This is a genomic window from Pseudenhygromyxa sp. WMMC2535 (assembly GCF_011083025.2).
In genome coordinates, this window is the sequence record NZ_JABJWV010000001.1 from 7,943,298 (window position 1) to 7,955,908 (window position 12,611).

Here is a 12,611-nt window from a genome sequence, read left to right on the forward strand (position 1 = left end):
ATGGGGAGGGGGCGGGAGCGCTCATTGTTCACCTTTTGGCGCGAACACGAAGTAGTGAAAGCGGCCACCCTCCGTCACGAAGCGCGAGACCTCTCGCCACCGCGAGACAAAGTTTGGTCGTTCGATGAGCTCGCGATAAATCGCCCCGCGAGCTTCGATGGCGTCGGCTCGCTTCGAATGAACCACGATCAAGGCCGGCGCCTGCGAGAGCAGCCAGTCGGCCGCGCGAGCGCTCGAGCCAGCGAGCGCCGGCTGAGTCATCGCAGGCTCGTTTAGACAAAATGCATCGATGATGTCGCGCTCGCTGACCCATCCAGCCACGCCCACGTCACCGAGCACGGCCGCCTCACCCTCGCCGAGCTCCCGCGTCAAAAACTTGCCCAGAGCCGCACGAGTCTGCCCTCGCTTGGCATATCCAGCTGCGCGCTGGTGCAGCGAGTCGCGGCTGGGGAGCTGGCCCAGCGAGCTCGCTGTGGCCAAGAGCACCACCAAAAGACCGATCGAGATCCACCGGCCGCCGCTGCCCTCGCCCGCCCACAGCGAGCTCGCAACTCGCAGGGCGCCGGTCGCGGCGAGGACGCAGACCAGCGAGTGCGCCGGGAGGAAGTGGCGCAGGTCGTGGGCGACGACTGGATCGGCGCCGATCAACGCGAGCGCGTAGGCTGCCGCGATGGTCGCCGGGAGCAGCACCCTCGCGTCGAGCTCTCGCAGCGGATGGAGCAGCGCCGCAACCACCACGATCCCGGCGGCTTGCCAGTAGTCTCGCAGCAACACGAAGCGATCGTCATACCCTGACTTGCAAAGCACGCTGTGTGGTACGAGCTCACCAAAATAGAACACCCTCCAGCCAAAGTAGAGCAACGCGGATGGCAAAAAACACAGCATTAAGGCGTACAGCGATCGTCGCACTCGCCCACAGCTATTCCACAAGTTATCCCCAGCTTTGTAACCGTCCCAGGCGGCCTGGGCGATAACCGCGACGAAAACCAATATCCACAGCAGCGGGCCCTCTGGCCGGGTCACTGTCGCCACCATGCACAGGGCTCCAGCGACGCCGAGGTCCCTCGCCCGCCAGCTCTCGCTGCGCCGCGTGGCCACGCCTGCACAGCTCGCGGGGACGCGTTCAAAGCCCATGCCGCGCAGCGCAAAGAGGACGATGGCGCAAGTCAGCGCCGTGTACGCGCTCGTCTCGAGCCCGCTGACCGTCCACCACAACACCCCACGCGCGCAGGTATAGATCGCCGCGGGGATCAGCGCGGCGACGGGGGCGACGAAGCGCCGGGCGATCGCCCATTGAAGATAGACCGTCACCCCGAGACCAGCGCAACCGAGGATCTTCAGAGGCACGACGCCGGGCTCGCCGAGGGCCGCACAGGCGGCCGCGAAGACCACGAAAGAGAGGTTGGAGTAGCCCTCGACCCGCGGGCCACCGACGTTCCAGACCAGCCCGTGGCCCGCGAGCAGGTGCCGGGCGTAGCGCAAGCTGATGAAGGCGTCGTCCGTCGAGAAGGCCCACGCGGCGATCAGCCGTGACGCGCTTCGCCAGCCCAAATAGGCGCTCGACAGCACGAAGACCAGGACCTCGATGACGACCAGGCGGCTCGGGCCGCGCTCCCCTCCCGCGTCGCTCCCGCGCTCTCCGGAGGGTTTTGACTGCGCCGAAGCGTCCCTCACAGCGACCGCTCGAGCCTGGCCGAAGCCCCGGTGAGTGAGAGCTCGAGGTGGAGACCGAGAACTGGGAGGTCACTCTCCGCCGACGCACCAGTCGGGCCTGAGGGCGTGGGTGCGTCGACCTCGATCGCTCGAGACATTGTCCGCTTGTACCAAGAGCCCCAGGCGCGGCGAAGCGCAATCCATGACGGCCGTGAGACGGATCAGGGTGCTGAGACGATAGTCGTCCTATTCGAGCCTCGCCCCGCGCTCGTGCAGCCACTCGCGCACGACCTCGCGCTGCGTATGCACCAGGAGCACGACCACGTCCCCGGGCACACACGTGGCCAGGGCGCGCTCCAGGGACTCGATCTCACCCTCGGCCATCGAGATCCCTCCAGGCTCGAAACCCGCCGTGATCAGGCCCTCGCCGAGGCGCGCCGGGACCTCGCCGACCTCACGTCCGCGCAGGTACTCGTGCTGCTCGCGCAAGACCACGGCCCGCGGGTGATAGCCGCGCACGAGCGCCGCCCCGAGGGCGCGCAGCTCGTCGTCTCCACGGTCGCCGGCCATGCCAAAGCACAGCACAGGGGGCCGACACCCCCGCTCTTCCACCAGGCCAGCGACGAGCTCGGCGATCGCCTCGACGCCCGCGAGGTTGTGGGCGAAATCCACGAGCACGCTCGCGGATCCCTGACCCTCACCGAGGGGTACGGCCCACAGCCGCGCGCGGCCGGGGTTGTCCTCCGGGCGCGCGCCGAACTCGAGCAGGGCGCTGACGATCGCCCGCTCGTCGATGCCCAGGGCCCAGGCCGCCGCGGCCGCCGCCATCGCGTTGGCGATGTTGTGCCGCGCCCGCCCGCCGAAGCTCGAGGGCATGTCCTCGACTGGCACCAGCTTGCGCGTGCCCCCCTCGATGCTGCGCGCGAGCCAGCCGTCGAGCACCGTCCAGACCTCTCCGCCGGCCTCGAGGTGCGCGCTCAACAGCGGTGAGCTCGGGTCGAGAGAGATCCAGATCACAGGAGCCGGCAGCGCCTCGTCCCTGTCCCCCCTGCTCTCCTGACCAGCGTCCCGGATCCGCGGCTTCGCCCACTCGACCAGCGCCGGGCTGTCGGCACTGAGGACGATCCGCCCCTGGGGATCCGTGGCCCGAGCCACGATCCCCTTGGCCGCGGCCATCCCCTCGAGATCGACGATGCCGTACTCGCCCAGGTGGTCGCGCGCGACGTTGGTGATCACCGAGACCGCGCAGCGGCGCACGCCCAGGCCGCGGCGCAGCAGGCCGCCGCGGGCCGTCTCGAGCACGGCGAGATCGAGGCCCGGGCGCCGCAGCAGGCTCCGCGCCCCGCCGGGCCCCGTCCAGTCCCCGGCCTCGACCAGCGCCTCGTCGACGAAGAGCCCGTCCGTCGAGGTGTTGGCCACGCGCAAGCCCGCGCGCCGTGCCATGCGGACGAGCATCCGCGTCGTCGTGGTCTTGCCGTTGGTCCCCGTGATGACCGTCAGCGCCCCGGCGCCACGACGACCCACGCGGGCGCCCGCCCCCCGCGAGATCGGGAAGCCGGCCCAGTCCACCGACGCCGGCGCGGGCAGGGCCTCGGCCCCGGGACCCAGCGGCCAGCTGCGCGCCTCGTCGTGGTAGCCCAAGGACAGCTGCTCGTCGTCGATGAGCCAGGGGACACCCTGCGCCTCGGCGGCCTCGACCAGGGCGAGGGCCCCGGGGCGCTCGCCCTGCTCGGCCGCGGCCGCCGAGGCGATGCCCGCCAGCGCGGGCTCGTCGCCCTCCTCCTCGGGCACCTCACCCGCCGCCAGCGCGATCGCCCACTCGTTGAGCTCGGTGGTCGCGTAGAGCCGGTCGACCGGAGCGGTGACCATCACCGAGGCGCCTTCGCGCCCCTGCGCGTCGACGAAGCGACGGACGTGGGCGCGGCCGGTCCAGCCCAGCACCTCCAGGCCCGCCTCGAGGACCGCCCGCCAGCGCGCGAGGAAGACCTCGACCGCGGCCTCGTCCTCGCCGGGGGCGAAGCGCAGCTCGGCGACCGCGCCCGCCTCGACGTCGAAGAGGTTTGGGCCGGTCAGCCGCCTCGAGTCCAGGACCTCGGGCACCGCGGCCTCCTAGTCGTTCTCTTCCCGAGCGAGGCGAACGCCACGCTCGTCGACGATCAGGTCCTTGCTGCGGGACACGCCGCGCCTGGCCGAATCGCGGACGGGCTCGATCTCCGCGTCCTCGACCGCGGCAGCCACCACGCTCACGGCCTCGCCCCCGCGCCGCGGGGCGGCCAGGTTCCCGATCGACCCGGCCCGCACCGAGCTGCCCGAGGGCACGTTGGGATCGCGCTCGTCCCCGCCGCCGAAGCGGACGATCTGTTTCCAACAACGGGTGATGTCGTCGCCGAAGATCACCAGCAGGTCGTCGCGCCCGCCCATGGCCAGGGCTGCCTCCACCGCCTCCTGCTCGTCCTCGATCACCGTGACGCGATCGCTAGCGACCCCGGCCTGCTCGAGACCGCGGCGCAGCAGCGCCGTGACCTCGCCTGGCTCGCGACCGCGCAGGCGATCGTCGCGACGGAGCACGAAGTGGTCGAAGGTCGTGGCCGCGTGGGCGGCGATGCCCACGATGTCCTCGTCGCGGCGGTCGCCCGGGGCCGCGAGCACGACCAGGCGGCGACCGAGCACGTCCATGCGCCCCGCGGTCTCGCTCATCGCCGCGACCGCAGCCGGGTTGTGGCCGTAGTCCAAGATCACCTTGAAGGGCAGCTCGTCGAACACGTTGAGCCGCCCCGGGGCCTGGAAGAAGGTGGTGTCGAAGGTCCGCAGGCCCATGCGGATATTCTCGATCTTCACGTCCATGACCCAGGCCATGAGCGCGGCGAACATCGAGTTTTGCACGTTGAACAGCGCCTTGCCCTCGAGCGTGGCCGGGATCAGGTGGGTCCACAGCAAGGGGATGTGCGTGCCCTTGTCGTAGATCGTGATCATCTGCCCGTTGATGCCGTCCTCGAGCACGCAGGCCGCCCCGCCCGCGCGGATGTGCTCGCGGACGAGCTCGTGCTTGGGGTTTTTGGTCACGTAGGCGATGCGCTTGGCCTGGCTGTAGTCGGCCATCTTCAGGCACAGCTCGTCGTCGGCGTTGAGCACCGCGCAGTCGCGGCTGACCTCGACGACGATGCGCTTGAGCGCCGCGAGCTGCTCGACGGTGTCGATGCCCCCGAGGCCGAGGTGGTCGGCGGCGACGTTGAGCACGCAGCCGACGTTGTTGCGCCGGTAGCCAAGGCCCGCGCGCAGCAGCCCGCCGCGCGCCGTCTCGAGCACCGCCGCGTCGACGCTGGGATCACGCAGGACCATGCGCGCCGAGGTCGGCCCGGTCATGTCGCCGGCCACGGTCTTCTCGCCGTCGATGTAGACGCCGTCGGTGGTCGTCAGGCCCACGGTGTGCCCCGACATCTTGAGGATGTGGGCGAGCATGCGGCTGACCGTGGTCTTGCCGTTGGTCCCGGTGATCGAGGCGATCGGGATGCGCGTGGGCGCGCCCGGGGCGAAGAGCATGTCCATGACCGGCCCGGCGACGTCGCGCGGCGTGCCCTCGGTCGGGGCCACGTGCATGCGAAAGCCCGGGGCCGCGTTGACCTCGCAGATCGCCCCGCCGACGTCGCGATAGCTGCGCGAGATGTCCGGGGTGATGAAGTCGATGCCGGCGACGTCGAGGCCGATGGCCGAGGCCGCGCGCTGGGCCATCTCGCGGTTGTCCGGGTGGACGACGTCGGTCATGTCGATGGCCGTGCCGCCCGTGGACAGGTTGCCCGTGGACCGCAGGTAGAACACCTCGCCGGCGGCGAGCACCGTGTCCTTGGACTTGCCGGCCAGGGCGAGCAGGCGCGTGGCCTGGTGGTCGAGCTCGATGCGCGTGAGCACCTTCTCGTGGCCGATGCCGCGGCGCGGATCCGAGTTGACGAGCTCGATCAGCTGCTCGACGCTGTGCTCGCCGTCGCCGACCACGTGGCCGGGCACGCGCTTGGCCACGGCCACGAGCTTGCCGTCGACGACCAGCATGCGGTGATCGAAGCCGGCGATGAAGGTCTCGACGATCACCGTGCGCCCGTGCTCGCGGGCCTTGTCGAAGGCCACGCTGACCGCCTCGGCGTCGCCGAGGTTGATCGACACGCCGCGGCCGTGGTTGGCGTCGAGCGGCTTGACGACCACGGGGTAGCCCAGGCGCTCGGCCACGCTCACCGCCCGGCTGGCGCTGCGGACCAGGTATTGGCGGGGCACCGGCAGCCCGAGGTCGGCGAGGATCCCGTTGGTCTCCTCCTTGTCCGAGGCGATCTCGACGGCGATGTGCCGGGTCTCCGAGGTCACCGTGGCCTGGATCCGCTTTTGGTAGCGGCCGTGGCCGAACTGGACCAGCGAGTAGTCGTTGAGGCGCAGCCAGGGGATGTCGCGGGCCTCGGCGGCGCGGACCAGCGAGGCCGTCGACGGCCCGAGCTGGCGGCGCTGGGCGAAGGCGATCAGCTCCTCGAGTTTCTCTTGGAAGTCGAACTCGTCGTCGCCGCGCGCGGACTCGGGCTGGAGGTCTTCGGGCAGCAGCGAGTGCAGCAGGCGCAGCGCGAGCTTGCCCGCGGCCTCGCCCACGCGCTCCTCTTGATACTCGTAGACGACGAAGTACTCGCCCTCCTTGCCGGCCCCTCGGGTCTTGCCAAAGGACACGTCCGCGGCGGCCGTGTTTTGGATCTCCAGCGCGACGTGCTCGAGCACGTGGCCGAGCCAGGTGCCCTCGTCCTCGCGCAGCCGGCGGACGAAGCCGCCCTCGCTGCCGTAGGAGCAGCCGTGCTCCTGCAAGCTCGGGAGCGCCGCGAGCAGCCCGTCCACGAAGCCGGGGATCTTGGCGCTCGGCCAGCGCTCGAGCTCGCCGAGATCGAGGCGCAGGCGCATCACGGGGAAGTGCGCGTAGAGGTTGGGGCCGCGGTAGGTGCGTTGTTCGAGGATCTTCATGGCGACGCCGCCCCGCCCATGGATCGGGGCCGTGGCCAAGAATGACCGAGCAAGCGCCGCAAAGTCGAGCCCCGACGCACGGTCGCGGGCACCCTCTGGCGCGCCGGAGGACGGGCGAGAAGCCGGGTGAGCAGCCGGAGATCAGCTCTCGCTGCTCGCCCCGGGCGGGGTGGCGATCCGCGCGTGGAGGTCGTAGCGGCTGCCCTCGGTCAGGATATGCAGGCGAATCCCCGTCATGCAGATGCTGTCGCCGTCCTCGGCCGCGCCCATGGACGAGTGCTCGAGCTGGCTGGCGTCGACGATGGTGATCGCCCCGCTGCCCGTGACCTCGATGCAGTCGTCGCCGTCGATGAAGGCCGCCGTGTCCTCGTCGAGGCCGACGCCGACGGCGAAGGGGTTATAGGCCAGGGCCGCGAGCAGCCGACCGATGCGGTCGCGCTGACGAAAGTGCTGGTCGATGACCACGCGGTTGGTCAGGCCGAAGCCCGGCGCCAGCGAGACCATGCCGGCCCGCGGGCTCGCCCCGGACTTGCCGAAGGCGATCATGTGCTCCGAGAGGATCGCCGCCCCGGCCGAGGTCCCGCCCACGGGGACGCCCCTGGCGTTGACCATGCGGATCGCCCGGGCGACGTCCGTGCCCCCGAGGATCGTCGAGATCCGCAGCTGGTTGCCCCCCGTCAAGAACACGCCCGTGGCCTCGCGCAGGTAGGCGAGCCACTCGGGGTGGTCGGCGTCCTCGCGGCGCTTGTAGTCGAGGGAGCGCGCATCACCGGCCCCGAGCTCGGAGAACAAGCGGACGTAGCGATCGCCGGTGTCGTCGAGGCGCGAGGCCGTGGGGATCACCGCGATGCGGGCCTCGTCGTCGCCGCTGATCTCGACGAAGCGGCGCAGGATCACCGGATCCCCGTCCTTCTCTTCGGCGCCCCCGACAGGGACGATCCAGCCGCGACGATTTTGGTCCTGAACTTTAGCGGGGGACACGCAAAAACACTGCCTGAGCGCGCTTGGTTGAGGTCGCGCCCAGGCAGTGTGTCGCTCAGGGAGGTCGCGCTGGCAAGTGGAGCCAGCTGCGCGGCTCAGCCGGTGCGCTTGATGAGGTGATAGCCAAAGGACGTCTCGATCACGCCGCTGACATCACCGACGCCCATGGAGAAGGCTGCCTGCTCGAATTCGGGCACCATCTGGCCCTTGCCGAAGCTGCCGAGATCTCCGCCCTTTGCGCCACTCGGGCAGTCCGAGTGCTGCTTGGCGAGCGCACCAAAGTCGGAGCCGCCGGCGATCTCCTGGGCGAGGCCCTGGATCTGCTGCTGGGCCTCCTCCTTGCTGCGGGTCGCCGTGGACCGGGCGGATCCCTTGTACATGAGCAGGATGTGCGATGCGCGGACGGTGGACATGGGCCTCTTCTACCACGCCCGCGCCCCGCCCGAGCGCGCCCACCCGAGCCGAGCTCAATGATCCGATGAATGATCCGATGAATGACCCGATGCAGGCTGCTCGAAGGCGCCCCAGGTCACCGGCTCGCCCGCGCGGATCATCCACCGGCCGCCGGCCAGGAGCCCCTGTAGGTTCAGCTTCGCGTCGAGGATCATCAAGTCGGCGTCGCCGCCGACCGCCACCCGCCCCTTGGCCAGGCGCAGCAGCCCGGCCACGTTGCTGGTGAACAAAGGCAAGAGCTCGGCCAAGCTCAGGCCGTGCTCGCCAACGGCCTCGCGCAGGGTCTCGAGCAAGGTCGTGGACTGACCGACGCCAAAGCCATGTACCTGGCCCTCGTCGTCGAAGTGAGGCATGCAGCCGCCCCCGTCGGAGGAGCAGGTCAGCCGCGAGAAGCTCAGCCCGGCGCGCTTCCACGCGGCGATGCCAGCGGCGGCGCTCAGCCCATCGCCGACGTCGTCGGCCGGGAAGGCGGTGAGGTCCACGAAGGGCGCGCGCTCGCCTCGATCCCGGACCAGCGCCTGGGCCTCCTCGAAGAGCGCATGGTTGCGATTGATGTGCGTCGGATGAAAGACCCGCGCCGGCAGCTCGCTGCGGTCGAGGGCGTCGCGGACCATCCCCAGGCCGCGCTCGCCGTCGCCCAGGTGCAGGTGCAGCACGCCGGCCTTGCCGGTCATCAGCCCGCCCACGTGGACGTCGGCGGCCACGCGCAGGAACTCGTCGAAGGTCGGCTGCGAGGAGCGGTGATCACTGATCGCCAGCTCGCCCACGCCGATCACCGCCTCGAGGAAGACCATGTCGTCGCGCACGCTGCCCGTGAAGGTCTTGACCGGGACCTCGTAGTTGCCGGTCCAGCACCACGCGCCCAGGCCCTCGGCACGCAGCGCCCGGGTGTGCGCGAGGAGCTCGCGCATGGTTCGGGTCACCGCGTCGGTGCCGAGCAGCCCGACCACCGAGGTCACGCCCGCGCGCGTCAGCTGCGAGAGGGTCAGCGCCGGGACCCGCGAGCTGTAGCCGGCCTCACCACCGCCGCCAGTGACGTGGACGTGGGCGTCGATCAGCCCCGGCGCGAGCGTGGCGCCCTCGAGATCGACGACCTCGTGGGCCAAGCTCGCGGGCAGCGGATCCAGGCGCTCGGCGATGGCGACCACGCGACCGCCCGCGATCAGCAAGTCGCGGCGCCCCTGAGGCGCAGGGTCGAAGAGCTCGGCGTTTTGCAACAAGAGCAGCTCGGGTGCGGCGGCCATCGGCGGAGTGTACAACCATCGCGGGACTTCCCCCCCCTGCTCTCTCCCTCTGCTCTCCCCCCCCGATCATGCGCCGCTTCCACGAGTCCGTCTTCGGCATCTACTTCGACGACCTCGACCCCTTCAACATCCTCCATAACGCCCGCTACCCCCTGCTCTTCGAGCGGGCCGTGGGCGCGTTTTGGATGGACGTGGGCTGGGGCGCCTTCCAAGACTCCTCGCGCCCCGAGCAATTCCACCTCGTGCGCCACAACGCCGTCGACTACCTCTCGCCCGTCCGCGGCGTCGGCAAGGTGCGGATCCGCGTCGGCATCGAACGCATCGGTCGGACCTCGTTGGTGTTCGGCGTGCGCATGCTGCCGATGGACCGCGACATCGACCACGCCCGAGGCACGCGGACCGTCGTCCATGTCGACCGCGACACGCTGGCGCCACGACCTTGGGGCGAAGGCTTCCGCGTGGCCATGGCACCTTGGGTCGAAGAGCTCGACACCGACGGCCAAGACGGCGCGGGCGCCTGAAGCCGCGAGCACATCTCAAAGACTGCGCGTCGAAGCGCGCTCGCGAGCCTGCTACGATCGCGCCATGCGATTGAAAAGACTGAGCTCGAAGACTCCTCTCGCCACCACGCTCATCCTCGGCACCATCGCCGCCGCCGGTATCAGCGGCTGCGACTACTACGAGTACAGCGACAACCACCACTGGAGCTTCGTCTTCGACGACCTCCCCGATCGCATGGGCTTCGACAACAAGCGAGTGTTGGTCGGCACCGACTTCAGCGTCTCCCCGGGGGCGAGGAGCACCATACGCGACCAGGCCTTCCGCGACGAGTGCGTGGTCCTTGGCGCCAGCGGTGTGCTCGAGTACGAAGACGGGATCTTCGAGGTCACCCAAGCGGGCTCCGGCGCCGTCGAGTTTCCCGCGCTGCTCGAGGCCTGCCCGCAGTTCGAGGGCCAGCTGTCCGAGGTCCCCGCGGACAGCTGGACCATGATCGGCGTCTCCGCCGACGAGGCCGCGGCTGGCTGGATCAACGAGATGGACCCTACCTTTGGTCTGTCCATGGTCTCCCCCGGACCCGCGGGTAGCTTCCCCGACGACGTCGCCTTGCCCCTGAGCCCGACCCGAGTCGTCGCCGACGGGACCTTTGGTCTGCGACCCGTGCTCACCCAGCCGAGCGCCGACCCACGTCAGGAGGTCCGCTTCTCCTCCTCGGCCGCGGCGCTCTCGCTCCCGGCGCACTACGAATACCTCCAAGACACCGACCCCGACGCCGACTCACTGAGCCAGTACCTCCTCGGCACGATCCCCACGGGCACGCGCATCGACGAGGCCACCCTCGACGTCAACGGCCACGCCTTCGACCTGCCCGCGGTCGAGGCGGTCTCGGTCGACCAGATCACCAGCCTCGAGCTCGTCCCGATCTATCTCGACGACGACACCGAAGAGCGCGAGTGGACGAGCCCCGTGGCGATCGCGGCCCTGGCCCGCGACGACAAGGGCCGGCGCATCTTCGGTTTTCCAGTCGAGTGGTCCGTGACCCGCGGAAACCTGCGCGTCGCGCCCAGCGGTGAGATCCAGGACTTCATGCTGCTCGAGGACAGCTGCCGCGAGGCCCCCGACGAGCCCGAGGCCCGTCAGGCAACCATGGAGGCCGCCATCGGCGACCTCGTCGCGAGCGTGGACATGTCGTGGATCGCCTTGCCCCGCGACGGCGAGAGCCTCGAGATCGACCCCGAGGACCCCGCCTGCCAGAGCACGGGCTGCGACTGCTCGACGACCGACGATCCCAAGGGATCGGTCGCGGCCGTGCTCGGCCTCGGCCTGCTCGGCCTCGTCCGCCGTCGTCGCCGCCAGCACGCCTCAAAGTAGGCGGGCCAGGGCGCCGACCACCGCGTCGAGGTAGCTCGCGCCAAAGAGCACCGCGTGAACCAGCAGCGGGTAGAGCTGGTAGAGGTCGACCCGCGCCTCCGCCCCGGGGGACAGCGGGTAGGCCTCTTCGTAGGCCGCGAACACCCGCGGCGAGAACCCACCAAACAGGCGCATCATCGCGAGGTCGACCTCGCGGTGCCCGGCGTAGACCGCCGGGTCGATCAGCGCCGGCAGCCCCTGCGCGTCGCGGTGGAGGTTGCCGGCCCACAGGTCCCCGTGTAGCCGCGCGGGCGGCTCGGGGGGACCACAGCGATCCTCGAGGCGGGCATAGAGCAGCTCGAAGGCCCGGCGCAAGCGCGCGTCGACCAGGCCCTGCTCGGCCGCCAGCGCGACCAGGGGCGCGAGGCGGCGCTCACGATAGAAGCTCGGCCAGTCCTCGCCAGCCGCGGCCGGGGCGTTGCGCTGCTCGAGGCTGCCGATGAAATTGTCCTGCTCGAGGCCAAAGCCTGGCAACGCCGCCCCGCTGCGGTGCAGCGCCGCCAGGCCACGGCCGAGGCGCTCGTCGAAGTCGCGCTTGGCCGGGCCGGGCTCGAGCAGCTCGAGCACCAAAAAGCGCCCCCGCGGATCACAGGCCAGGACCTCGGGGACGCGAAGCTGGACATCCCCGAACGCCGACCCGAGCTCCGAGATGGCCGCGCGCAGCCACTCGAGACCGTGGACTTCGGCGGCGAACATCTCCGCCGGCGCGCCGCTTGAGCTCCGGGCCTTGACGAAGACCTCGCGGCCGTCGCTCAAGGTCACCGCCCAGGCGGCGTTGATCGAGCCGCCGGCGATCGCCCGCGCCCTGGCGACGCCGGCCCCCAACGTCGCCGTCAGCGGCCCCGCGAGGCGGGCGTCGAGGTTCATCGCAGCGGCCTCATCGCAGTGGCCTCATCGCTCGAGCTCCGGTCGCAGGCGCTCGAGCAGGCCGGCCGCCGCCGCCTCGCACATGTCGAAGACCTCGGCGAAGCCCTCATCCCCGCCGTAGTAGGGATCGGGGACCTCGGCGCCCTCGGGCGCCTGGGGGTCGAAGCTGCGGAACAAGGCGAGCTTCGCCCGCGCGCCGGCGGGCGCCATGGCCTCGAGGTCGCGCAAGTTGGCGCGGTCCATGGCCAGCAGCCAGTCGAAGTCCGCGAAGTCCTCGGGCTGAACCTCGCGGGCCAAGCTCGGCAGCGCGATGCCGCGGCGCTGGCCCTCGAGGCGCGCGCGACGATCAGCGCGCTCGCCCGCGTGCCACCCCCCGGTGCCCGCGCTGTCGATGCGCACTCGCCCGCTCAGACCCGCGGCCTCGACGAGGTGGATGAACACCCCCTCGGCCGTGGGCGAGCGGCAGATGTTGCCCAGGCAGACGAAGCAGACCGAGAGCGCGGGTTCGCTAGCCATGGTCGT

General features: G+C 70.5%; 10 protein-coding genes. 2 read left to right on the forward strand and 8 right to left on the reverse strand.

The features are described 5' to 3' along the window. Positions 1-21: 21 nt before the first annotated feature. The 6 genes from G6O69_RS30725 to iadA all read right to left on the reverse strand — a co-directional run bounded on the left by G6O69_RS30725 (position 22) and on the right by iadA (position 9,314). Entirely contained in the window at positions 22-1,674 is a 1,653-nt protein-coding gene (locus G6O69_RS30725; RefSeq protein WP_172307031.1) for a hypothetical protein, read from the reverse strand. A 225-nt stretch (positions 1,675-1,899) separates the two neighbouring features. Then, positions 1,900-3,753, reverse strand: a complete 1,854-nt coding sequence (locus G6O69_RS30730; RefSeq protein ID WP_172307032.1) for a Mur ligase family protein — start codon at positions 3,751-3,753, stop codon at positions 1,900-1,902. Positions 3,754-3,762: 9 nt separating this feature from the next. Further along, positions 3,763-6,636 carry a cyanophycin synthetase gene (cphA, locus tag G6O69_RS30735; RefSeq protein ID WP_172307033.1) on the reverse strand — a complete coding sequence of 958 codons (2,874 nt, stop codon included), beginning with the start codon at positions 6,634-6,636 and terminating at the stop codon, positions 3,763-3,765. 141 nt (positions 6,637-6,777) lie between these two features. Next, positions 6,778-7,617 carry a cyanophycinase gene (locus tag G6O69_RS30740; RefSeq protein ID WP_172307034.1) on the reverse strand — a complete coding sequence of 280 codons (840 nt, stop codon included), beginning with the start codon at positions 7,615-7,617 and terminating at the stop codon, positions 6,778-6,780. A 95-nt stretch (positions 7,618-7,712) separates the two neighbouring features. Next, on the reverse strand, positions 7,713-8,030 hold the full coding sequence (locus G6O69_RS30745) for a peptidylprolyl isomerase (RefSeq protein WP_172307035.1): 318 nt from the start codon (positions 8,028-8,030) through the stop codon (positions 7,713-7,715). Between the two features lie 54 nt (positions 8,031-8,084). Beyond that, positions 8,085-9,314 (reverse strand): beta-aspartyl-peptidase, encoded by a 1,230-nt coding sequence (iadA, locus tag G6O69_RS30750; protein WP_172307036.1) that lies wholly within the window; start codon positions 9,312-9,314, stop codon positions 8,085-8,087. Positions 9,315-9,382: 68 nt separating this feature from the next. On the opposite strand from iadA, the gene G6O69_RS30755 reads away from it, so the two are divergent. Next, on the forward strand, positions 9,383-9,835 hold the full coding sequence (locus G6O69_RS30755; RefSeq protein ID WP_172307037.1) for a thioesterase family protein: 453 nt from the start codon (positions 9,383-9,385) through the stop codon (positions 9,833-9,835). Positions 9,836-9,899: 64 nt separating this feature from the next. Further along, the gene (locus G6O69_RS30760; RefSeq protein ID WP_172307038.1) at positions 9,900-11,183 is read left to right on the forward strand and encodes an MYXO-CTERM sorting domain-containing protein; all 1,284 of its coding nucleotides are present in this window, start codon (positions 9,900-9,902) and stop codon (positions 11,181-11,183) included. Here G6O69_RS30760 and G6O69_RS30765 read toward each other — a convergent pair. Together G6O69_RS30765 and G6O69_RS30770 are read right to left on the reverse strand one after the other, a co-directional pair. Then, positions 11,175-12,089, reverse strand: coding sequence for a fructosamine kinase family protein (locus G6O69_RS30765; RefSeq protein ID WP_172307039.1), 915 nt, complete (start codon positions 12,087-12,089; stop codon positions 11,175-11,177). The two genes, G6O69_RS30760 and G6O69_RS30765, sit on opposite strands and share 9 nt — an antisense overlap. A gap of 24 nt (positions 12,090-12,113) precedes the next feature. Next, entirely contained in the window at positions 12,114-12,605 is a 492-nt protein-coding gene (locus G6O69_RS30770) for a low molecular weight protein-tyrosine-phosphatase (RefSeq protein WP_172307040.1), read from the reverse strand. Between the last annotated feature and the right edge of the window lie 6 nt (positions 12,606-12,611).

Excerpts from the sequence above, each read along its gene's own strand:
- cphA (WP_172307033.1), bottom strand. The coding sequence starts at position 6,636 with ATGAAGATCCTCGAACAACGCACCTACCGCGGCCCCAACCTCTACGCG.
- G6O69_RS30745 (WP_172307035.1), bottom strand. The coding sequence starts at position 8,030 with ATGTCCACCGTCCGCGCATCGCACATCCTGCTCATGTACAAGGGATCC.
- iadA (WP_172307036.1), bottom strand. The coding sequence starts at position 9,314 with ATGGCCGCCGCACCCGAGCTGCTCTTGTTGCAAAACGCCGAGCTCTTC.
- G6O69_RS30755 (WP_172307037.1), top strand. The coding sequence starts at position 9,383 with ATGCGCCGCTTCCACGAGTCCGTCTTCGGCATCTACTTCGACGACCTC.
- G6O69_RS30760 (WP_172307038.1), top strand. The coding sequence starts at position 9,900 with ATGCGATTGAAAAGACTGAGCTCGAAGACTCCTCTCGCCACCACGCTC.
- G6O69_RS30765 (WP_172307039.1), bottom strand. The coding sequence starts at position 12,089 with ATGAACCTCGACGCCCGCCTCGCGGGGCCGCTGACGGCGACGTTGGGG.
- G6O69_RS30770 (WP_172307040.1), bottom strand. The coding sequence starts at position 12,605 with ATGGCTAGCGAACCCGCGCTCTCGGTCTGCTTCGTCTGCCTGGGCAAC.